Origin of the sequence: Microbacterium sp. K36 (assembly GCF_004794355.1) — a bacterium.
GTDB classification, from domain to species: domain Bacteria; phylum Actinomycetota; class Actinomycetes; order Actinomycetales; family Microbacteriaceae; genus Microbacterium; species Microbacterium paraoxydans_D.
On sequence record NZ_SSDN01000028.1, the window covers coordinates 1 to 21,039 of the forward strand.

The following is a 21,039-nucleotide window of genomic DNA, read 5'->3' on the forward strand; positions in this document are numbered from 1 at the left end:
GCCCTCCGTGAGACCGGATCCCTCTTCGAGCATCGGCTTCCAGCGGTTCCGAGTGGTGCCGACCGGAAGCGTCGTCTCGTACGAGACGAGGGTGCCGGGTGTCAGATGCTCGGCGAGCGAGCGCGTGGCGGCGTCCATGTAGCGGAAGTCGGGCTCCCAGGTCTCGTCGTCCACGAAGACGGGAGCGACCAGGACCACGGCGTCGGCCCCGGGGATCGCCTCAGCGTAGTCGGTCGTGGCACGGAGGCGGCCGGCGGGGATGAGCTCCTCCAGGCGCTCCTGCAGTTCCGCCTCGCCGGGGAACGGCTCCCGCGCGGCGTTGATCATGTCGACGGCCTTCTGGTTGACGTCGACACCGACCACGTCATGACCGGAGGAGGCGAACTGGACGGCGAGAGGGAGCCCGATCTTTCCGAGGGCCACGACGGCGATACGCATGACCCCCAGTCTAAGGGCGTCGTCAGACGACGCGTCGCAGCCCGGGGACCCTCCGCATGAGGAAGACGACGAGGAAGGAAGTCACGACGACGATCACCCACTCGAGCACCGAGAGCGGGAAGGACCCGGCGGCCGCGTCGAACGGGGGCACGGCACGCACGAGGAGCATGATCGCGAAGTGCAGGAGGAACACGCCGAACGCGCAATCGGAGAGCTCTCGGATCACGCGCTGTGTCCGGGAGCTCGGCCGCCATCCCGCGAGCACGCTGTTGGTGCAGACGAACAAGCCGAGCGAGGCTGCTGCGACGATGGGGCCGAAGTAGCTGAGAGGAAGGACGGCATCCAGGACCGGCAGGTGCGGACGCGAACCGTACTGGATGATCGACGCGATGACCGCGACGATCGTGCCGCCGATGACGAGGGCGAGACGCCCGCCGGACAGCCGGACGTGCCGCAGCGCCCACCCCGCGAGGAAGTACCCGGCATAGGGCAGCCATTGCGTGAGGGCGAGCAGCGTCAGCGGGCTCTCGTCCCCCAGCGCCGTCAGCACGGTCGACGACATCCCGGTGATCACCGTCGCACCGAGGGTCACGGCGGCGAAGACGAGGGCCCGGCGCTCACCGCCCCCGCTGAGGAACGCCGCGAGGACGGGCGCGACGACGTAGAGGCCGACGATGAGCCACAGAAAGTACAGGTGCGTGTATGGCTGGCCGTCCAGGACGAACCGGGCGACGTCGGCACGGGTCGGCTGGATCTGGGAGAACAGGGTCCGGATGAGGAGGAAGTAGAGCAGGGACCAGAACACCAGCGCCGTCAGGAGCCGCGGGAGCCTCTTCCGATAGAACGCCGCCGGGCCTTCGACATGCTGCCGCGGGGCGAGCACGAACACGCCGGAGATCATCACGAAGACGGGAACCACCCAGACGAAGCCGATGTCGGCGATCACGGCGCCCCACCACCCGGGTGTACCGCGCACCTCGGGATTGGCCACCATCCCCGCGAACACGTGGATGGCCACGACACCGAGGACCGAGACGACCCGCAGGGCATCGAGCGACCAGACCCGGCCAGACCCTTCGCGTGGCGTGCGATCGAGACCGTCGTCGGTCTCAGGCTGTCGTGATTCGGGAGTCACGACCAGTCCTGGAGCACCTGCACGACGCGCTCGGCAGCCCGGCCGTCGCCGTACGGTGCCGCATCGGTGGGTTCGGGGCGCGGACGCCCGGCGCCCCGCGCGATCTCTTCCGCGTCCTGCGCGAGGACGTTCCATCCGAGCTCGACGGTCTCGACCCATTCCGTCTCGGTGCGGACCGTCGTGCACGGTACGCCCAGCAGGAACGCCTCCTTCTGCAGTCCGCCGGAATCGGTCACCACCCCGGCGCTGGAGAGCATGGCGGCGACGAGCTCCGGGTAGGCCAGCGGCGGGTGGACGACGACGGCGCCCTGCGAGAGCGAGATCCCGTGTGCCTCCGCCTTGGCGACCACGCGGGGGTGCGCGAGGAGCACGACCGGCCGGTCCAGCGCGCCGAGTCCCGCCACCACCTCGGCGAGGCGTGCAGGGTCGTCCGTGTTCTCCGCGCGATGGATCGTCGCGATGTAATGGCCCCCTGCTGCGAGGCCGAGGTCTTCCACGAGCGGCGACGGGCGCGACGAGACCTCGTCGCGAACCGTGAAGAGGACATCGGTCATCACGTCACCCACGAGCACCGTGCGCTCCGCGAGCCCTTCTGCCGCGAGGTGGTCGACCGCGACCTGCGTCGGAGCGAGGAGGAGATCGGCCGCATGATCGGTGAGAACGCGATTGTGCTCCTCCGGCATCCGCCGGTTGAAGCTCCGAAGCCCCGCTTCGAGATGCGCGACGCGAATGTGCATCTTCACAGCGCTGAGAGCCGCAGCGACCGTGGAGTTGGTGTCGCCGTAGACGAGCACCCAGTCCGGTCGGTGCTCGTCGAAGACCGCATCCAGCGCCGCCAGCATCGCCCCGGTCTGCACCCCGTGGGAACCGGAGCCCACACCGAGGTGGACATCCGGGGTGCCGATGCCGAGGTCTTCGAAGAAGACGTCCGAGAGCATCGGGTCGTAGTGCTGGCCTGTGTGCACGATGACGTGGTCCACTCCTGCGGCCACGAACGCCTTGTGGATGGGAGCGAGCTTGACGAACTGGGGACGGGCGCCGACGACGCTGACGATCTTCACAACAGGCAAGTCTACGGACACCGGACGCGAGCGGTCAGCGCCGCCCGACCCACCACGTGGCAGCGCTGAAACGCAGCGGCGCCTCGCGGGCCCACAACAGCGCGGGCCGCGCCGGGAGGAGAGCCTTCACCGAGACGAAGCGTCGGCGGCGCCGAGACAGTTCGTCCAGCATGCCGTCGGGCGTTCCCGGCTCCTCGGCGGCGACGATGAGGTCCCGGTCCGCGGTCGAGAGCACGTGCACTGCTCCGGGTGAGAACGATCGCAGAGCCTCGATGATCTCACGCAGGGCTTCGCGATCGCCCGGCACCCAGGCGCCCGCCCGGTAGTGGATGGCGCCGAAGACGGTGACCCGCCAGAGTTTGACCGCGAGAGCCTCGCGATCCCGCCGTCCCAGTGACGGGGCGAAGGACCCTTCGAGGAGCAGCCGGACCGCCTGAAGCTCTTCGCCCAGCGGTCGGGCGGCGAAGGTGACCCGCTCTTCGCCGTCGTGGATCAGATACTCGCCGGGCCCCTGGTGCACACTGATCTCGGCTGCCGAGAACCAGAGACGCACACCGAAGTCGAGGTCTTCACCGGTCGCCAGCCCCTCGGTGAAGCGGAGCCCGCCGAAGCGCGACGTCGCGATGAGGCCGAGCGGGGCCGTGCGGTATGCGAGGCGGTCGCGACGGCCTCGGAGACGCCGCTGGCGGAGCGTCGGAGGGGTGGGCACCCGCCGCCCTGCGGCATGACGCAGGGGCGCGATCACGACATCGGCGTCGTCCCTCTGCGCCGTCCGGCGCCACGCATCGATCGCGCCGGTCGTCAGCTCGTCGTCCGACCCCATGACCGCCACGTAGGCACCGGCCGCTTCCGCGATACCGAGATTGAAAGGCCCCGCGGGACTGCGCACGTCGTCCCGCAGCTCCAGGAACCGCACGCGGTCATCCTGTGCCGCGGTCCCCGCGGCCTCGCGGATCGCGGCTTCCTCGATGTTGTGGCACACGACGTGGACGGCACGTACGCTGCGCGAGGTCAGGACCGACGAGACAGCCCGCGCGATGTCCCGCCGAGGATCGTGCGCCGCGATGACGACATCGACGTCCCGCGGCAGCGGAGCGACCCCGCGACCGATGGCGGTGCGGTAGGCCGCCTGTGTCGCCGTGCGCCTCTCCTCAGGATCGAACAGGGCGGATGCGGCGGCCGCGATCTCGGGCGCCGATCGGTCACGATTGAGCTCCTGCACGCGCTGCACGGCATCGGCGTACGCGCGGGGCGACCCCGCGTCGACGAGCACGCCGTCTGGTTCGGAGACGAACGACCGCTGCTCTCCTGATGCGGACACCACCACGGGGCGTCCCGCCACGAGGGCCTCGGCGATCGCCACGCCGAAAGTCTCCATGCGGGTGGGAAGGACGAAGACATCGGCCTCGGCGAGGAGAGCCTCCACCTGGGCCGGGGCGACCCTCCCCCGCAGCTCCACGTGGTCGGCGATCCCGAGCTCAGCCGCGAGCGAGAGCAGCGCTTCCCGCATCGGGCCGTCTCCGGCCCACAGAAGCCGGGCGTCCTCTCCGCGCTCGCGGAGCTCGGCGACCATGCGCACCGCGATATCGGGGCCTTTCCGCTCGATCAGGCCCCCGACACCGACCAGGGTCAGTCCCCCGGTCCGGGGACGGGGATGCACGACGGTCGGCCGCTGCACGGCGTTGGGGATGACGACGGTGGGGCCGCGTCGTGTCCGTTGCACCGCTCGCGCCAGATCGTTGCCCACGGCCACCACCACATCCGGACGGCGGAGCGCCGCGCGCACCAGAGGCAGAGACGCCCGGGCGGCCCGCGGTGCGGTGTCCGGCGCGAGAAGGGCCGACCAGTGTTCGGTATGCACCCACGGACGCTCCACGCGGTGCCCCAGGAAGGGAAGCAGTGCCGATGCCGCCATGGAATGCACGAGGTCGACACGAGCGGCACGCTCGACGATGATCGCCCCGGCGCGCCGGATGCTCCGTGGGTCTGTCGTGGACATCCGCACCGTCGTGACGGGGAAGCCCACGGTCGCCATCTCGCCGTCTGCCGAGAGGTGGATGACCTCCACGTCGTGATCCTCGCGCAGCATCTCGATGTCGCGCTGCACGAAGATACCGGTCTCCGGTCGGCCCGCAGTGGGAAGCCAGGGCGTCACGACCAGAACCTTCACGAGAAGACGCTATCAGGCTCGTCCGCGCCGACGCCCGCGCCCATCCGCGAGGGAACTCACCAACTCCGCCGCGCGCGCACCCGTGCGTCGTGCGTCGTACTCCGCTTCCCAACGCTCGCGAGGCGCGTAGGTCCCCGACGGGGCGTCGAGCACCCCGGCGAGCGCCGTCGCGACCACGTCCGGATGCGCGTCGGCGTCGACCAGCTCCCCCGTCCGAAGCTCGGGCCCCACGATCTCCGGGGTCCCTCCGACAGCGGTCGCCACGACCGGGATGTCGAAGGCGATCGCCTCCATGATGCTGACGGGCACGCCCTCGGACGCCGAGAGGTTCACGAAGGCGTCCGCGGCCCCCGTCTCGTAGAAGGCCGAGACCGTGGCGTTCGGGACCTGGCCACGCAGATCGACCTCGATGCCGGGCGGGAGGGAGAGGACGCTCTCCCGCAGTTGCGGGAACAGCGGCCCTTCCCCGAAGTGCACCCAGCGTACCGGCCGCGAGGGGTCCAGGGCGTGCAGTGCGAGGACAGAGTCCAGGATGCGATCGACGCGCTTCACCTCGCTCACCGCCGAGCACGACACGATCGTCTGCACGGCGTCGCGCTGCCGTCGGGGTGCCTGATCCGGCCCGTATGCGCCGAGCCTGCTCACGCGCACCTTCCCGCCGACCTGCGGATAGCGCTCCTCGAGGTACTGCGCGGCATCGTCGGAGATGGCCAGCACCCGATCGGCGCGAGCGAAGAGGAAGGGACGGAACGGCAGATAGCCACCGATGGCCCGCTCCTCGTAGAGGTCGTAGCGATGGACCCGGACGACGCGCGCGGACACCCCGCGGAGCCACGGGAGGGCCAGTCCCCCGCCCATCGCCCAGAAGGCGTAGGCCACCGTGTCCCGGTCACCGGCGATGGCCTCGCGCACGGCAGAGCGATGAGCCTGCGTCATCCCCACCTTCGCGCCCATGGCGAAGAGCCGCGCGTTGCGCAGCAGGCGGCCGCTCCAGAGCTCCCGCCACGTCGCCTGGAGCAGCAGGGCGAGGGGCCCGACCTCGATGAGCTTCCGCGGCGCATCCTCCGGGGCAGGCTCGAAGAGGTTCCCGCCGAAGCGTACTCCGGGCGGAAGAGCGACCATGCCGCCCGTCGTGTCCCGGGCATGGCAGAACACGACGACATCCTCGAACCGCTCAGCGAGCGCCTCGATCTCTTTCTCCACGAAGACGACATCCCCCGCACGGTAGGGATAGTCGTTCGTGAAGAGGATCAGTCGGCTCATCGCCGTGTCCGCTTCGAAGGAGCGGCCAGGAGCGCGGCCAGCGCATCGGCCCACCGCTCGGCCTGCTCCTCACCGGACAGATCGCGGGCGGAGGCTGCCGAGGCCTGCTTCCATGCGCGCACCCGCTCCGCGTCGAGCCCGTCGAGGAGTCGGGTGAGCGCCGGGGCATCGAAGCCGTCGGCGACCGCGCCGAAACCACCCTCCTCCAGGACTCTGGCCATCTCCGGCGACGGGCCGATGATCACGCCGAGACGCGCCTGCACGTAGTCGAAGAACTTGTTCGGGAGCGCCCAGGTGTTGTTGAAGTTCACCGGCGGCAGAAGGTGGACGCCGACGTCGTGGGCGTTCAACGTCCGCGAGAGCTCGACATACGGCACGGGATCGTGCAGCTCGACGCGCGCGGACGCCTCGGCTCTCGCGCGCACCTCCTCCAGGAACCCCGGGTCGTTCGGAGTGAGGTAGAGGGAGAGCCGGACGTCGGCGGAGGTCGCCTCGGCGGCATCGATGATGGCGACGATGTTCCGGTCGCGCAGGGCGGCGCCCGAGTGCACCAGACGGATCGGAGCTGCCACCGGCGTCGGCTCGAGATCGGCGTACGGGGCTGCGTTCGTGACCACTCCGGCGTGGATCCCGTATCGACGCTCGTATTCCTGCGCGATGCCCTGACCGACGGTGGTGACCGAGTCGGCACGCACCACGAAGGTCCGGCACATCCAGCGGACGAACGGTGCGACGAACAGGCGCCACCTGCGCACGTCCTCCTTCTGCCGGGGAGCGTACTCGTGGAGGTCGGCATGCACGCCGTGTACGGACTCCTGCGCGAGCGCCAGGCCGACGGCGTCCACGTCGTTCGCGAGGACGAGGTCCCACTGCGTGCCGGCCAGGCCCGACACAGCCGCCGCGATCGCCGGGTTGGACCAGTACGCGCGCCGATAGCGGCGCAGCAGCACCGCGAGGCGGTCATAGCGCCAGATGGGGAACTCGTCCGGGATCTGCAGGTGACCGCTGACGCCATCGGGGGCGTCGCCGTACCCGACCGTGTGCACGGCGAAGTCCCGGCGCAGTCGAGCGATCTGCTTCAGCAGTCGCGCATCCGCGCGGATCGTCGAGAACGAGATGATCAGCAGGCGGGGGGCGCTCATCGACGCCCCTTCGCCACGAGACCGTGGATGATGCGGTCCCACTTCTCGACCTGACGTTCGCCCTCGAGCTCGCGGGCACTGTCGTGCGCGTGCTGCTTGAACGCCGCCACCGACTCCGGCGTGAGCTGCTCGATCGCCTCACGCAGGGCCTCCACGGTGAAGTCCGACGCCACGGCGCCCAGGCCGTACCTCTCCACGTACCCGGCCATCTCCGGCGAGGGGCCGACGACGATCCCGAGCCGTGCCTGCACGAAGTCGAAGAGCTTGTTCGGCAGGGCGTGCCGGTAGTTGAAGGTCAGGGGCGGGAGGAGGAAGACCCCCACGTCGTAGGAGTTCAGCGTTGTCACGAGCTCCGCGTACGGCACCGGATCGAGGACGCGCACGCGGTCGGTCGTCGCGGCATACTCCTTCAGCTCCTCGAGATATGCGGGGTGATTCGCCGTCAGGTAGAAGTCGAGGGTGACGTCCGCGTCCGCCGTGGCCACGGCCTCCGCCATCAGATGGAGCTGACGGTTGGTGAGGCCGGCCCCGCTGTGCACGAGCCGGATCGGCGAGGACACCGCGCCGGGGCGGAGATCGTGATAGGGCGTCGCATTGCTGACCAGCTCGGCGTGGAAGCCGAAGTTCCGCTCGTACTCTGCTGCGAGCCCCTCGCTCACGGTGGTCCACGCCGCCGCCTTCGTGACGTAGGTGCGGACCACCCAGTCGAACCACGGCGTGATGCGCTGGAACCACAGCTCGTTGTCGTCGTGCAGCCGCGGCGAGTACTCGTGCAGATCGGCGAGGACGCCGTACCGGGGACGCAGCTTGACGGCGACCGGGACGGCCTCGACATCGTTCGCGATGATGACGTCGAACTTCCGTCGCTTCAGCGCTTCCCGCGACCAGCGCACCGCCGACAAGCGCCAGTACGCCTTCCGGTAGCGCTTGAGGGTGATGAGCTTGCCGTCGAGGTCGTTGTAACGGATCTCCCGCGGCAGCGAGAGGTGCTCCACCACACCCTCCGGGGCGTCGCCGTAGCCCAGCGTCGTCACGTCGAAGTCCTCGGTGAACCGTGCGATCTGCTTGAGCACCCTCGCGTCACCCGTCAGGGGCGAGTACGACATGATGAGCATGGTCGGGCGGGCGGTCATCGGCTGCTCCTTCGCTCGCGCGTGCAGAAGTAGAGGACGTATCGGCGGAGGGTCGACTCACGCGCGAAGCTGTGTACGAGATCCGGGGTCAACCAGCGATCGCGACGGCCCGCACCGCGGGAAGCGGCGACGTCGGTCCGGAGCCTCGACGCGCGAGGGTCGGCGAGCAGCCCGTCGAGGATGCGTCGGTCCTGGCGGTTGAACGGCAGCAGAGCGCGCGGAGCGACGTCGAGCAGGCGCCGGAGCAATGCTGCGAAAGCGATGACACCCTCGTCGTCCAGCTCTTCCGCCAGCGCTTGCACGTTGCCCAGGACGGTGATCCGGATGAGCTTGACGGCCAGGGCCGTGCGAGTCCGGGGTGAGAGATCGGCGAAGACCCCGTCATCGAACAGACGCACGATCGGCTCGAGCCGCTCCGAGACGGTCATGGCCCCGAGCGTCGTCCGCTCCGCCGCATCCTCCCCGATGACGTAGGCGCCCGCTCCGCGGAGCAGATCGATCCGTCCCCCCTGTGCCCAGAGACGGATGCCGAACTCGAAGTCCTCGCCCACGCGTACGCCCTCGAGCATGCGGAGGCCGAGCTCGCGCATCCGAGCGGTGCGGAACAGGCCGAGGGGCGCTGTGCGGTAGAAGAGCCGATCGCGGGCGGCGTCCAGGCGTCGGCGGCGACCGAGCCGCACGAGAGGGTTCGGCATGAGCGTCTGGCCCTGCAGCCGGATCTGCGCGATGGCCGCGTCCGGGCGCTCCGCGCGCACGTGACGGATCCATCGCGACATGGTGCCGGGCTCGAGGAAGTCGTCTGAGCCCATGACCCCGCAGTACTCGGCCTCGACCGCGGCGAGGCCATGGTTGAACGGTCCGGCGGCGCTCCGGATCCCGTCCCGGAAGGGCAGGACCCGGATGTCGCCGTCGATCCCCGCGAGGCGTCGCTCCAGGATCGCCGGGTCGAGCCCGTGCGCCACGACCGTGACACGGACGACGTCGCGGACGTCGGCGTCCTGGACGAGCGACGCGACGGCGCGCTCGATCGGTCGCCGCTCGTCGTGGCAGGCGATCACGACGTCGACGAACGGCGTCGTCACGTCAGTCCAGCCAGCTGCGCCTGCTCGGCGAAGTTGGGCACGCGGGCGACGAGCTCGTCGAACGTGCCCTGGTCCGCGATCGTCCCGTCCTGCATGAAGCAGACCAGGTCGCTGTCCCGGATCGTGGAGAGCCGATGCGCGACGGAGACGATCGTGACCTCTCCCTTCAGACTGCGGATGGCCTCGGTGACCTTCGACTCGGTCTTGGTGTCGAGCGCGCTGGTCGCCTCGTCGAGGACGAGGATCAACGGGTCGCTGTACAGGGCCCGTGCGATGCCGAGGCGCTGGCGCTGTCCGCCGGAGAGCGACAGACCACGCTCTCCGATGCGCCCCCGCATGCCCCCCTCGCGGGCCTCGATGGTCTCCCAGAGCTGCGCGCGCTCCAGCGAGGTGCGGACGCGATCGAAGTCGATGTCCTTATCGTCCCAGTCCAGCGCCACGTTCTGTGCGACCGTGCCGTCGAAAAGGGAGACGTCCTGCGGCACATAGCCCACGCGGGAGCGCCAGGCGGCGAGCACGTCGTTGAGGTCCTCGTCGTCCAGACGGATCTCGCCCTTCTGCGGCACGAGCAGGCCGAGCAGGATGTCCACGAGAGTCGACTTCCCGGCGCCCGACGACCCGACGAGGGCGAGCGAGCTGCCGATCGGGATGCGGAGGTTGATGTCGTGGACGGCGGGGGTGTCCTCATGCTTGGGGTATCCGAAGGACACGTCGGTCAGGGTGAGCATCCGCGGCTCCCCCTCGATCGGCTTCTGTCCCAGTCGTTCCGCCACCTCGATGTACTTCTCCGACACCTGGATGTCGAAGATGACCGCCTGCACGTGCGGGACGTTCGCGGTCGTGGTCGTGACGATCGACTGGAAACCGGTGAGGGAGGGGACGAGGCGGAAGCCCGCGACCGCGAAGAGCGCCACCGATGCCAGTGCCTCCTGCATGCCCCCGAGCGCGTAGCCGATGCCACCGACGAGCACGAACCCTCCGACCAGAGCGGAGTTCAGCACGAAGCCGGGGACCGAGCCGAGGAAGTTCATGTTCGCGCGCGCCCTCGTGCTGAAAGAGCGGTTGTACTGGACGATGCCGGCCACCTCGCCGGTCTTGTTCCGCAGCGTGATCTCCTTCAGCGCCTGCATCATCTCGGTCATCAGGGTCGCGACCTTGAACGAGTAGTCGCGGGAGACCCGCCCCGCCTGGACCGAGCGGCCGGACACCACCCAGTAGAGCAGGGCCATGATGCCGCCGAGGTACACCACCGTGATGAGCGCTGTCAGCGGCTGGGCGACGACGATGATCGCGAGGATGAGGACGAAGCTCACGATCAGCGATGGGAGCTGCACGATCGGCAGCAGGAAGCCGCTGATCGTGTTGGCGATGCCGACATCCGCGATCCGCACGATCTGCGCCGTGTTGCGGCCGAGCCGATAGGTCCACGGCGCCTTGATGTAGCTGTCGAAGAGCTGTCGGCCGATCTCGAGCTCGAACGCGGCGAAGCGACGGGTGGCGAACCACTGCTGGAGCAGCGCGAGCGCGGACTTCACGAGGATGAGGATGGCCACACCGCCGATCAGCCAGATGTAGTCCTCCTCCCCGATCTCGCCGATGACGGGGAGCGTGATCGTGGTCCGCGCGATCATCGGCGTCAGGCTGAGCGCCAGGAGCATGATCGCGCCGATGTCCAGGACACTCAGCAGACAGGACACCACGACATAGCGCAGCAGGTAGGAACGGGCGTCTCCGGGGAGGTAGGTCACGAGGTCCCGGTAGGTCTTCGCAACGAGCTTCATGACGCGGAGTCCTCCGGGTAACGATCAGCGGGCATCGGTCCAGTCTTCCATGCGGGACCCGCCCCCGCCTTCACGTTCGCCGAGGAAGCCGGCGAGGGCCTCGGCGGCACGCCGTCGGGAGTGCACGGCTCGTACGAAGTCGGGGCCGTCCGCGGCGAACGCGGACGCACGATCCCGGTCGGCGAGGACGCCACGCAGAACGCCCTCCAGATCCGCCGCGCGGGACTGGAGGATCGGGAGCTCGCGGCCGGTTCCGGCGCGCACCCGCTCGCGCACCTCCTCCGCCACGTGGCTGATGACGACGCGTCCGCTCGCGAGGGCCTCGCAGGCGGCGACGCCGTAGATGCCGAGCGAGAACTGGTCGAGCACGATGTCCGCCTCGCCGTAGACCTGCGGCATATGGGAGGCGGGGACCCCGGTGACTTCCCGGTACTCGATGACCCCGTCGTCGTGGAGACGCTGCAACGTCGGCGTGACGGCCGCCGTCCCCTTGAGCCCGGCCCGGCTCGGGGCATGCACGACGATCGGTCGGTCCCGCCGCAGCGGTGCGGCCGGAGCCGCCGCCGCCCACGGGTCCACGTCGACCACCACCGGAAGCCACGTCGCCCCCGGCAGGTCCGTGAGCAGATCGGGCGTCGAGACGAAGGCGGGGATCCCGAGCCGCTGCTGCAGGCGATGATTGGCTTCGGTGATCTCCTGCAGGCGCGACTGCTCACCGTACTGTCCGTCGCGGAAAGGAGAATCCGGCTCACGGCGGGCATGCTGATCCGGTCGACGGATGTCACTGCCATGCCACAGCAGCGCCACCTGGAGACCTCGGCTGCGCAGCCACGCGACGTCGTCGGCGGGCGTCGACCCGCTGCCCAGCACCTGTCGTCCTGACTCCACCAACACGTGGGTGAAGCCCCGGGCGACGGCTCGTCGCTGGGCGGCCTGCCATCGCCTGTTCTGCACGAAGTACGCCGTGGGGACCGAGTGGTCGGCGGGGTACGCGAACACATCGTCGGCTCCGCGGTACATGAAGTTGGCCGCGCTCACGCCCGGCAGCCCCTCCGCCGCACGAGCCCAGGCGAACCCTTGACCGGCGGAATTCACCGGTGCGATGAGCAGCCGTGTCTCCGCGGGCGCGCTCGAAGTCACCCCCGCCGACCGGAACGCCGCGCGCTTCCAGGGGAGCACGCGCTCGGCGAGGGGCTCCGGGATCGAACCCGTCACGGCTCGCTTGAGCCCCGCCAACGCGCTCATGGCCGTCCTCGCGTCAGGCGTCCAGAAGCGGAAGCGCGTTCCCGGTCCGCGACGACTCGAGAGCCGCCTCGACCACGGCCAGCGTCCGCAGCCCCTGCTCCATCGTGACGACGTCGGTCTGCTGCCCGAGCACGGCGTCGCGGAAGGCCTCATGCTCGACGCGCAGCGGCTCGCGCTTGGCGAACGCGTAGCGCGTGACGTCTCCTTCGGAGACCCCGCGGAAGGAGGACACGGACTCCCATTCGAGAGGGATCGTGCCGTTGGCGTAGAAGGTGAGATCCCCGGTGGAGGTGTCGGCGACGAACGCGCCCTTCTCCCCCGTGACCACGGTGACGCGCTCCTTCATCGGGCTCAGCCAGTTGACGATGTTGTTGACGATCACGCCGTTCGCCGTGCGGCCGGTGATGGTGATCATGTCCTCGTGCTCGCGACCGCTCTTGAAGGCGGTCTGGGCGAACACACGCTCGTAGTCGCTCTGCACGACCCAGGCGGTGAGGTCGACGTCGTGGGAGGCGAGGTCCTTCGCCACCCCGACATCCGCGATCCGGGAAGGGAAGGGGCCCTGCCGGCGCGTGACCACCTGGTACACGGCGCCGAGCTCGCCCGCCTCGATCCGACGGCGCAGCTCCTGCACCGCCGGGTTGAAGCGCTCGATGTGGCCGACCGCTCCGACCAGGCCGGCGGCGGCGAAGGCGTCGACCATGCGCTGACCTGCGTCGACCGTGTGCGCGATCGGCTTCTCGACGAGGGTGTGCACGCCGGCGGCCGCAAGCTTGAGCGCCGCGTCCTCGTGGAATCGTGTGGGAACGGCGACCACGGCGATGTCGATGCCGGCGTCGATGAGCGCGTCGATGTCCGGCAGGATCTCCAGGTCACCGGCCACGCCGTGCGGGTCGCCGCCCGGGTCGGCGATGGCGACGAGCTCGACACCGTCCAGCTCGCGCAGCACGCGGGCGTGGTGGCGGCCCATCATCCCCACACCGAGGAGACCTGCGCGCAGGTCTGCCATCAGGCACCCGCCTTCGCGACGGTGTTCACCGCGGCGACGATGCGCTCGAGGTCGTCCTGGCTGAGCGACGGGTGCACCGGCAGCGAGGCGACCTCGCGCGCGGCGCGCTCCGTCTCCGGCAGGTCGAGGCCGGGGGCGAAGTGCGTCAGCGACGGGAGGCGGTGGTTCGGGATCGGGTAGTACACGCCGGCACCGACGTTGTGCTCGTTCTTCAGCGCGGCGACGAAGCCGTCACGGTCCTCGGGGACGCGGATCGTGTACTGGTGGTACACGTGCACAGCGCCCTCGGCGACAGGCGGGACCACGACGCCCTGCAGGTTCGCGTCGAGGAAGGCCGCGTTCTGCTGACGCGTCTTCGTCCAGCCGTCCACCTTGGTCAGCTGCACGCGACCGATCGCGGCGTGGATGTCGGTCATCCGGGCGTTGAAGCCCACGATCTCGTTCTCGTACTGGCGCTCCATGCCCTGGTTGCGCAGCAGCTTCACCTGACGGGCGATCTCGTCGGTCGCCGTGGTGACCATGCCGCCCTCACCGCTGGTCATGTTCTTGGTCGGGTAGAGGCTGAACATCGCAAACTCGCCGAAGGAGCCGACCGGCCGACCATCGAGCGACGCGCCGTGCGCCTGCGCCGCGTCCTCGTACAGGGCGACGCCGCGCTCGGCGGCCAGGGCCTCGAGCTCGCGCATGCGAGCGGGGTGCCCGTAGAGGTGCACAGGGAGGATGCCCTTGGTCTTCGGGGTGATCGCCGCGGCGACGGCCTCCGGGTCCAGGGAGAAGGTGTCCGGCTCGATGTCGACGAAGACCGGGGTGCCCCCGGTGAGCGCGACCGAGTTGCCGGTCGCGGCGAACGTGAAGGACGGCACGATGACCTCGTCGCCCGGACCGACGCCGGCGGCGAGCAGACCGAGATGCAGGCCCGCGGTGCCCGAGTTGACCGCCACGGACGGGCGGCCGGGCACGAAGTGCGCGGAGAACTCCTGCTCGAAGGCGGCGACCTCCGGGCCCTGCGCGACCATGCCGCTGCGGAGGACGCGATCGACCGCCTCGCGCTCTTCGTCGCCGATGAGGGGCTTGGCGGGGGGAATGAACTCGCTCACACGGTCTCCTTGGTCAGTGTTCCGTCGGTCTCGATGAAGCGCGCCCCGGTCGCGGGGCACACCCAGGTGTTCTCGTCGTCGCCGCGGGTGAGCGGGACACCCGCCTCGCCGACCCAGCCGATGCGCCGGGCCGGGACGCCGGCGACGAGGGCGTGCGCCGGGACGTCCTTGACGACCACGGCGCCGGCCGCGACCGTCGCCCAGGCGCCGATCGTCACCGGGGCGACGCAGGTCGCGCGGGCGCCGATCGACGCGCCGCGTTCGATAGTGACCCCGACCGGCTCCCAGTCGTGGGCGCTCTTGAGGCTGCCGTCGGCATTGATGGCGCGGGGGTAGGTGTCGTTGGTGAGCACGACGGCGGGGCCGATGAAGACACCGTCGCCGAGCTTGGCGGGCTCGTAGACGAGGGCGTAGTTCTGCACCTTGCAGTTGTCGCCCATCTCCACACCGGTACCGATGTACGCGCCGCGGCCCACGATGCAGTTCTCGCCGAGGCGGGCCTGTTCGCGGACCTGGGCGAGATGCCAGATGGAGGATCCGTCGCCGATGACGGCGTCGGCGGACACATCGGCGGAATCGACGATCCGCACGCGGGAGGTTTCAGTCACGGGGCTCCTTGCACGCTGCGCGATGAGGCAGCACAGACGAGATTCTACTTGGCGTTGCTCCGCGAACCTCGACGCGCGCCGCGAACGACGTCTGCGGCGCGGGCGCCGACGGTGGCGAGCGAGGCGTTCCCCACAGCCCACGCGGCACGATCCGCCCGGATGCGCTCGGTCTCCCCCGATGTCCACTCGCCGAGCAGCCGCCGCATGGCCGCGGCCACCTCCTCCGGGTCGAATCCGACGGCTTCGCCGAGTCCGCCCGCACGCACGACCTCGCCGCCGGTCTCGGCGCCGGTGAAGAGCACGGGGGTCCCGACCGCGGCGGCGGCATACGTCTTGGTCGGTCGGGCGAAGTCGTAGCCGATGCCGGGGACGATGCTCACCAGGGCCCCGACGGCTCCGCGGATCCACGAGGCCGAGGTCGCGGGGCCGACGAGTCCCCCGAAGTGCACCCGTCCCGGTGCGAGCCGCGCAGCGAGCTCCTTCAGCTCTGCCTCCACGGCCCCCTGTCCGAAGAACCGGAGCTCGACGTCCTCGTCCGGGAGCAGAGCGAGCGCACGGATGAAGACGTCGGGCTGCTGCCACTCCGACATCGTGCCGGTGTAGACGAAGTAGGGCCGCTCTGCTTCGTGCGGGACGACGTCGGGACGGAAGACCGCGGTGTCGATCCCGTTGCCTACCGTCACGACACGCTCCGGTCGCCCGCCGATCGCGGCGAGCCGATCCGCGACCTCCGTGGAGACCGCCAGCGATCGTGCCGCTCGGCGCAGAACGAAGCGCTCGACGAACCGCATGACGGCCACCACCGGGCCGGGGGCGTCCATCGAGGCGACCGCATCGGTCCATACGTCGCCCGGGTAGTAGACCAGCGGGCGTCGGGTGAGGAAGGCCGCGATCGCGGCCGCGAACCCGGTGGTCGGCGGCGCCTCGGCCACGATCACGTCACTCCGCCGGACCAGGAGCCGGAAGAAGAGGGGCACGTCGAACGACAGGTACGGGACGTACCCGCGGATGGCTCCGCTGCCGTCTCTGAGCACCGGCGCGCGACGCACGACCACACCAGGGGTATCGGCGATCACCGTGTCCCGCGGCGGCTTCGTGCTCAGGACGGTGACATCCGTGTCGGCGGCCAGCGCGTGGGCGAGCGCCTCCATCCGGAAGCTGGCGGCGGTCACCTCCGGCGTGTAGAGCCGTGTCGCGATGACGGCGCGTCGTCTCCTCGACATCCTGCCCCTGCTGCTCGGTGGACCGGTGCCCGAATCGACACCTGACACAATAGAACCATGTCCTCGAGCGTCCCCGCGCCCTCCCCCGCCGATCCCCGCGCCTGGGTCGTCATCCCCCTCTACAACGAAGCCAGCGTGATCGGCGGCGTGATCGAGGGACTCAAGCCCCACTTCACGCACATCGTCTGCGTCGACGACGGATCCAGCGACGGCTCGGCGGCCGAAGCCGCCGCGGCGGGGGCGCACCTCGTGCAGCACCCGGTCAATCTCGGCCAGGGGGCTGCCCTGCAGACGGGGATCGACTTCGCTCTGGCACACGCCGAGTGCGACTACATCGTGACCTTCGACGCGGACGGCCAGCATCGCGTGGAGGACGCCCTCGGCATGCTCCAGCTCGCCAGGGACGAGGATGTCGCCATCGTGTTCGGCTCCCGCTTCCTCGACGACCGGACCAACCCCGGATGGATGAAGAAGGTCATCCTGAAGACCGCGGTGTGGGTCACGAACCTCACCACGAGCCTGAAGCTGACCGACGCCCACAACGGGTTGCGCGTGATCCGCCGGGACGCCGCCCAGGGCATCGAGCTCAAACAGGACCGCATGGCGCACGCCACCGAGATCGTGCTCGAGTTGGGGCGGACCCGTCTGCCGTGGAAGGAATACCCCGTGGAGCTGCTCTACACCGACTACTCGAAGGCGAAGGGCCAGAGCGTGCTCAACTCCGTGAACATCCTCGTCGACCTGGTGGTGCGCTGATCATGTGGATCCAGTTCCTGCTCATCGCGGCGATCATCGTCCTCGCCGTCTTCATGATGCGTCGTACCGGCGCCGACAGTCACCTGGCGATCCGACGGCTGCTCATGGGACTGTTCGTCGTCGTCGCGGTCCTCTCCGTGCTCTTCCCCCAGTGGCTGAGCTGGTTGGCCGGACTCGTCGGTGTCGGCCGAGGAACCGACCTCGTCCTCTACGGCCTCATCGTGATGTTCCTCGCGTTCGTGTACTCGCAGTACCGCCGGAACATCGCCCTGCAGCGACAGCTCACGCTCCTCGCGCGGAAGATCGCGCTCCTCGAAGCGGCCGAGAACGAGAAGGACGCTAGTCGCAACCCGTGATCTCGTAGAGGACCGCATCTCCCACCCGATCCACCTCGGTGAGGATCGGCGAGCGATCGAGACCGTGCAGGCCGTCGTAGGTCGTGTAGTGGTTCTGGAAGAGCACGGTCTCACCGAAGTCCACGGCGTGCGTGACGCCGAGGCGCTCCGCGGCCTCGCACACCGCCGGCGTGCCGTCGGCGAGCTGACGCGCGAGCACCGCCGCGTCCGCGCCGTAGTTGCCGGTCACGTGAGGGAAGACCACATCCTGACCGGTGTAGGCGAAGAGCAGACCGGCACCGGTGAGCGGGTCCCCGACCACGACGGCATCCTCCGGGATCTCGTCGTCGATCCGCTCGAACAGGGCCGCTTCGTCGGGTGACAGGCCCTGCGACGCGTCATCGAACCGGAAGCTCACGTCGCGCATGAAGCGCAGGTCGTTGCGGAGCGCGAGCATGTGCGTCGCCGCGGCCACCGCGATGACGACGACGATCCCGATCAACAGGCGCCGACGGCCGGAGCGGCCCAGCGCCTCGAGAGCGTCCCACACCCAGGCCGCGCCGAGGGCCGCGAGCGGAAGTCCCCACATCGCGAGCAGCGCGGCGACGCGGGTCGTGTCGTCGTACCAGACACCCACGAAGAAGCTGCGGACGGCCAGCACAGGAAGCCAGGCGGCGATGACGTAGAGGGCGATGCTGACCGCGTATCCCCCGAGGATCCACCAGCGCCGGTCTTTCACGACCCGCCAGATCCCGATCGCAGCGAGCGGGCCGAGGAGGAAACCGGTGCTCCGGTCCACCGGGCTGAGGAAGGCCACCTCGCCCAGCGATTGCGCGACCGTCTGCGTGGGCAGCCACTCGTGCGTCGTCACGTTCGCCTCGATCCACACCAGGACGAGGGCGACGAGTCCGAGCACCCCGACCGCGCCCACGGCGATGCGCGTGCCCCGTCGGCCTCGCGCCGCGGTACGCCAGGCTCGCGAGAGCAGGAAGGGGACGAGGAGGGCGATCGCACCGAGGAGCGCGGACGGATGGGCGAGTGCCGTGGCCGCGGTCGCGGCGAGAGCGACGAGGATGCGCAGGGTGCGGCGCCCCCAGCCGAGGTCGGCGGCGAAGGCCAGGAGCACGCTCGCGATGAGGATCGGCACGAGCAGCGTGCCGAGGAGATTCGGGTAGAGGACGCCCCAGTTCAGGAAGCCCAGCGGGAAGATGCTGAAGCCGAACCCGAGCACGGGCGCCCACCGTGCGGCCTGCGGGCGCTGCGGGAAGACCACGGCCGTCAGCGTGGCGAGCGCCACCGGCCAGATGAGGGCGACGACGGCCATGGTGGTGGTGTTCGTCGCCGTCACCACACCTCCGGAGACCGGAACGATCAGGCTGACCAGGGCGTGCCAGAGCGTCGGGTAGAACGACGTCTCCTGACTCGGCGTGGCCATGGTCATGTGCAGCGGCGAGGCGTCGCCGGTCGACGCGATGAACTCGACGGCGTTCAGGTGGAACAGGCCGTCGTACAGCTGGGAGGGGTTGCCCGGGTCACGCATGCCCAGTGCGAGGATGACCAGCCACCCCAGGAACGCGGCGGCGAGGGAGATCCAGATCCACGGCTGCGGGTCGGTGCGCGCCCGGTCGTCGCCGGCACCCCGGCCGGCGACGCGCAGACCTATGCCGATCGCCGACACCACGGCGGCGACGAGCACCACGGGCAGGGGCCCCCAGGGCAGACCGATGACCGGAGCCAGCACCGAGGCCGCGGCCACCACCCCGAGCGACACGACGATGGACACCCCGAGCCGGACGACGGCGCCCACCCCCCGCAGGCAGAGCCCGACGGGCAGTCCCGGCAGCACGAGCACGGCGAGGGCGACGAGCAGCGCCGGCGCCTGTGCGAGCCAGGCGCTCACTTGTCCACCAGCGCGATGGCGCCTTCGACCTCGCCGTCGTAGATCACGCGCCCCTTGTCGATCACGATCCCGCGGGTGCAGAGCTCCCGCACCATCTCCATGTCGTGGCTGACGACGACGAGAGTCTTGCCCTCGGCGATGAGCTCCTCGAACTTCAACCGGCACTTCTCCCGGAACGGCGCGTCGCCCACCGACAGGATCTCGTCGACGAGAAGCACGTCGAGCTCGACGTGGATGGCCACGGAGAACGCGAGGCGCATGAACATGCCCGAGGAGTAGTGCTTGACCTCCTGATCGATGAACTGCTCGATCTCACTGAACGCCACGATCTCGTCGTACCGCGCCTCGATCTCGTGCTTCTTCATCCCGAGGATGGCGGCGTTGAGGAAGACGTTCTCGCGTCCGGAGAGCTCGGGATGGAATCCCGCTCCCACCTCGATCAGACCGGCGACGCGTCCCCGCGTGAGCACCTGTCCCTCGTCCGGCTCCATCACCCCGGACACGAGCTTGAGCAGAGTCGACTTGCCGGAGCCGTTGAGGCCGAGCACGGCGACGGACTCGCCCTCGCCGATGACGACGTCGATGCCCTTCAGCGCTTCGAACTCGCTGGTCAGCTTGCGGCGCTTGATCCAGGACACGACCGTGTCCTTCAGCGAGAAGGCGTGGTTGAGCGTGAACCGCTTCTTGACGCCGTCGATGACGATGCTCGGGCGGAGCGTGGCGGGAGCACTCATAGGTCCTGTGCGAACCTTCCTTCGAGACGGCGGAAGACGAGCTGCCCGAGGAGCAGCGTGCCGATGGAGATCAGCATTGTCCAGAGGGTGTTCCAGGCGAGACCCTCCGGAAGGGCGAAAGCGGTGTCGGTCACCGGACGCCAGAAGGCGTAGTGGAACAGCTCCACCCCCTGCGTGATGGGGTTCAGCATGTACACCTCGACCACCCACTGCGGCCATCCGAGCTTGTCGACGACGGCGTCCTGCACCTGGGTCCAGGCGTACAGCACCGGAGAGGCCCAGGTCGCGAGGAGGAGCAGGAGCTCGACGATGTTCTCCGCGTCGCGGAAGCGGACGTTGATCGCTCCGAAGAAGAGGCCGAGGCCCAGCGCGAAGGTCATGACGATGACCATTCCCGCGAGGATGGCGAGGATCGAGAGGATCGAGATGTGCGTGACCCATCCAAGCAGCAGACAGACCACCAGCAGCAGACCCACCTGCGGGAGGAAGTGCACGAACGCGACGATCACCGCCGAGACGGCGAAGAGCTGACGCGGGAGGAACACCTTCCGGACCAGCGGCGCGTTTCCGACGATCGACGTCGTGGCGTTCTTGAACGCCTCGGAGAAGAGGTTGATCACGACGATCCCCGAGAACAGGTAGATCGCGTAGTTCGGGATCCCCCTGTCGAGGTTCATGAACAGCCCGAGCACCACCCAGAAGACGAGGAACTGGGCGGCCGGGCGGACGTACGACCACGTCCAACCGAGGACCGAGTTGCGGTAACGGGTCGTGACGCCGGTACGGACGAGGAGGTGCAGCAGATAGCGCCAGCGCACCACGTCGATCAGCCCGCGGCTCTCGCCAGGGGTGTCGAACGCGGAACGCGGGACGGCAGCGAAAAGATCTCGGGTATCGGTCACAGGCCCACTCAATCGACGACGCGAC

Annotated in this window: 19 protein-coding genes; 2 read left to right on the forward strand and 17 right to left on the reverse strand. The window is 69.4% G+C overall.

Annotated features, from left to right (window positions below):
* The 14 genes from DW296_RS00995 to DW296_RS01060 form a co-directional block, all read right to left on the reverse strand.
* Positions 1-438 (reverse strand): NAD(P)-binding domain-containing protein (locus tag DW296_RS00995; protein WP_240742945.1); only part of this gene is annotated, 438 nt, incomplete at its 3' end.
* A 22-nt stretch (positions 439-460) separates the two neighbouring features.
* The gene (locus tag DW296_RS01000; RefSeq protein WP_168428950.1) at positions 461-1,573 is read right to left on the reverse strand and encodes an acyltransferase; all 1,113 of its coding nucleotides are present in this window, start codon (positions 1,571-1,573) and stop codon (positions 461-463) included.
* Positions 1,570-2,634 carry a non-hydrolyzing UDP-N-acetylglucosamine 2-epimerase gene (gene wecB, locus DW296_RS01005; RefSeq protein WP_136050710.1) on the reverse strand — a complete coding sequence of 355 codons (1,065 nt, stop codon included), beginning with the start codon at positions 2,632-2,634 and terminating at the stop codon, positions 1,570-1,572. Before wecB ends, DW296_RS01000 begins: the two co-directional genes overlap by 4 nt.
* Before the next feature lie 34 nt (positions 2,635-2,668).
* Positions 2,669-4,804, reverse strand: a complete 2,136-nt coding sequence (locus DW296_RS01010; protein WP_136050711.1) for a glycosyltransferase — start codon at positions 4,802-4,804, stop codon at positions 2,669-2,671.
* 12 nt (positions 4,805-4,816) lie between these two features.
* Entirely contained in the window at positions 4,817-6,067 is a 1,251-nt protein-coding gene (locus DW296_RS01015) for a glycosyltransferase (RefSeq protein WP_136050712.1), read from the reverse strand.
* Positions 6,064-7,209: a glycosyltransferase family 1 protein gene (locus DW296_RS01020; protein ID WP_136050713.1), complete on the reverse strand. Its 1,146-nt coding sequence runs from the start codon at positions 7,207-7,209 to the stop codon at positions 6,064-6,066. Before DW296_RS01020 ends, DW296_RS01015 begins: the two co-directional genes overlap by 4 nt.
* Positions 7,206-8,342 carry a glycosyltransferase gene (locus DW296_RS01025; protein ID WP_136050714.1) on the reverse strand — a complete coding sequence of 379 codons (1,137 nt, stop codon included), beginning with the start codon at positions 8,340-8,342 and terminating at the stop codon, positions 7,206-7,208. Before DW296_RS01025 ends, DW296_RS01020 begins: the two co-directional genes overlap by 4 nt.
* Positions 8,339-9,424 carry a glycosyltransferase gene (locus DW296_RS01030; protein ID WP_168428951.1) on the reverse strand — a complete coding sequence of 362 codons (1,086 nt, stop codon included), beginning with the start codon at positions 9,422-9,424 and terminating at the stop codon, positions 8,339-8,341. Before DW296_RS01030 ends, DW296_RS01025 begins: the two co-directional genes overlap by 4 nt.
* Positions 9,421-11,205, reverse strand: a complete 1,785-nt coding sequence (locus DW296_RS01035) for an ABC transporter ATP-binding protein (RefSeq protein WP_136050716.1) — start codon at positions 11,203-11,205, stop codon at positions 9,421-9,423. Before DW296_RS01035 ends, DW296_RS01030 begins: the two co-directional genes overlap by 4 nt.
* 24 nt (positions 11,206-11,229) lie before the next feature.
* Positions 11,230-12,450, reverse strand: coding sequence for a glycosyltransferase family 4 protein (locus DW296_RS01040; RefSeq protein ID WP_136050717.1), 1,221 nt, complete (start codon positions 12,448-12,450; stop codon positions 11,230-11,232).
* A 13-nt stretch (positions 12,451-12,463) separates the two neighbouring features.
* Positions 12,464-13,459 carry a Gfo/Idh/MocA family protein gene (locus DW296_RS01045; RefSeq protein WP_085607104.1) on the reverse strand — a complete coding sequence of 332 codons (996 nt, stop codon included), beginning with the start codon at positions 13,457-13,459 and terminating at the stop codon, positions 12,464-12,466.
* Complete coding sequence (locus tag DW296_RS01050) at positions 13,459-14,556, reverse strand: DegT/DnrJ/EryC1/StrS family aminotransferase (protein WP_136050718.1); 1,098 nt, start codon at positions 14,554-14,556, stop codon at positions 13,459-13,461. The genes DW296_RS01045 and DW296_RS01050 overlap by 1 nt, the downstream gene beginning before the upstream one ends.
* Positions 14,553-15,164, reverse strand: coding sequence for an acyltransferase (locus tag DW296_RS01055; RefSeq protein ID WP_240742946.1), 612 nt, complete (start codon positions 15,162-15,164; stop codon positions 14,553-14,555). The genes DW296_RS01050 and DW296_RS01055 overlap by 4 nt, the downstream gene beginning before the upstream one ends.
* A 44-nt stretch (positions 15,165-15,208) precedes the next feature.
* Positions 15,209-16,387 (reverse strand): glycosyltransferase family 4 protein, encoded by a 1,179-nt coding sequence (locus DW296_RS01060; protein WP_136050719.1) that lies wholly within the window; start codon positions 16,385-16,387, stop codon positions 15,209-15,211.
* Between the two features lie 57 nt (positions 16,388-16,444).
* Here DW296_RS01060 and DW296_RS01065 point away from each other — a divergent pair, with 57 nt between their 5' ends.
* Both DW296_RS01065 and DW296_RS01070 read left to right on the forward strand, forming a co-directional pair.
* Positions 16,445-17,143 carry a glycosyltransferase family 2 protein gene (locus tag DW296_RS01065; protein ID WP_136050720.1) on the forward strand — a complete coding sequence of 233 codons (699 nt, stop codon included), beginning with the start codon at positions 16,445-16,447 and terminating at the stop codon, positions 17,141-17,143.
* Positions 17,144-17,145: 2 nt separating this feature from the next.
* Complete coding sequence (locus DW296_RS01070) at positions 17,146-17,499, forward strand: DUF2304 domain-containing protein (RefSeq protein WP_085607094.1); 354 nt, start codon at positions 17,146-17,148, stop codon at positions 17,497-17,499.
* On the opposite strand, the gene DW296_RS01075 is transcribed toward DW296_RS01070, so the two are convergent.
* The 3 genes from DW296_RS01075 to DW296_RS01085 are packed head-to-tail and all read right to left on the reverse strand — an operon-like array spanning position 17,483 to position 21,014.
* Complete coding sequence (locus DW296_RS01075) at positions 17,483-19,378, reverse strand: DUF6541 family protein (RefSeq protein WP_136050721.1); 1,896 nt, start codon at positions 19,376-19,378, stop codon at positions 17,483-17,485. The genes DW296_RS01070 and DW296_RS01075 overlap by 17 nt on opposite strands.
* A complete protein-coding gene (locus tag DW296_RS01080; RefSeq protein WP_136050722.1) occupies positions 19,375-20,112 on the reverse strand; it encodes an ABC transporter ATP-binding protein in 738 nt (245 codons plus the stop codon). Before DW296_RS01080 ends, DW296_RS01075 begins: the two co-directional genes overlap by 4 nt.
* Positions 20,109-21,014, reverse strand: coding sequence for an ABC transporter permease (locus DW296_RS01085; RefSeq protein ID WP_240742947.1), 906 nt, complete (start codon positions 21,012-21,014; stop codon positions 20,109-20,111). Before DW296_RS01085 ends, DW296_RS01080 begins: the two co-directional genes overlap by 4 nt.
* Between the last annotated feature and the right edge of the window lie 25 nt (positions 21,015-21,039).

Excerpts from the sequence above, each read along its gene's own strand:
- DW296_RS01015 (WP_136050712.1), bottom strand. The coding sequence starts at position 6,067 with ATGAGCCGACTGATCCTCTTCACGAACGACTATCCCTACCGTGCGGGG.
- DW296_RS01020 (WP_136050713.1), bottom strand. The coding sequence starts at position 7,209 with ATGAGCGCCCCCCGCCTGCTGATCATCTCGTTCTCGACGATCCGCGCG.
- DW296_RS01025 (WP_136050714.1), bottom strand. The coding sequence starts at position 8,342 with ATGACCGCCCGCCCGACCATGCTCATCATGTCGTACTCGCCCCTGACG.
- DW296_RS01035 (WP_136050716.1), bottom strand. The coding sequence starts at position 11,205 with ATGAAGCTCGTTGCGAAGACCTACCGGGACCTCGTGACCTACCTCCCC.
- DW296_RS01040 (WP_136050717.1), bottom strand. The coding sequence starts at position 12,450 with ATGAGCGCGTTGGCGGGGCTCAAGCGAGCCGTGACGGGTTCGATCCCG.
- DW296_RS01045 (WP_085607104.1), bottom strand. The coding sequence starts at position 13,459 with ATGGCAGACCTGCGCGCAGGTCTCCTCGGTGTGGGGATGATGGGCCGC.
- DW296_RS01060 (WP_136050719.1), bottom strand. The coding sequence starts at position 16,387 with ATGTCGAGGAGACGACGCGCCGTCATCGCGACACGGCTCTACACGCCG.
- DW296_RS01065 (WP_136050720.1), top strand. The coding sequence starts at position 16,445 with ATGTCCTCGAGCGTCCCCGCGCCCTCCCCCGCCGATCCCCGCGCCTGG.
- DW296_RS01070 (WP_085607094.1), top strand. The coding sequence starts at position 17,146 with ATGTGGATCCAGTTCCTGCTCATCGCGGCGATCATCGTCCTCGCCGTC.
- DW296_RS01080 (WP_136050722.1), bottom strand. The coding sequence starts at position 20,112 with ATGAGTGCTCCCGCCACGCTCCGCCCGAGCATCGTCATCGACGGCGTC.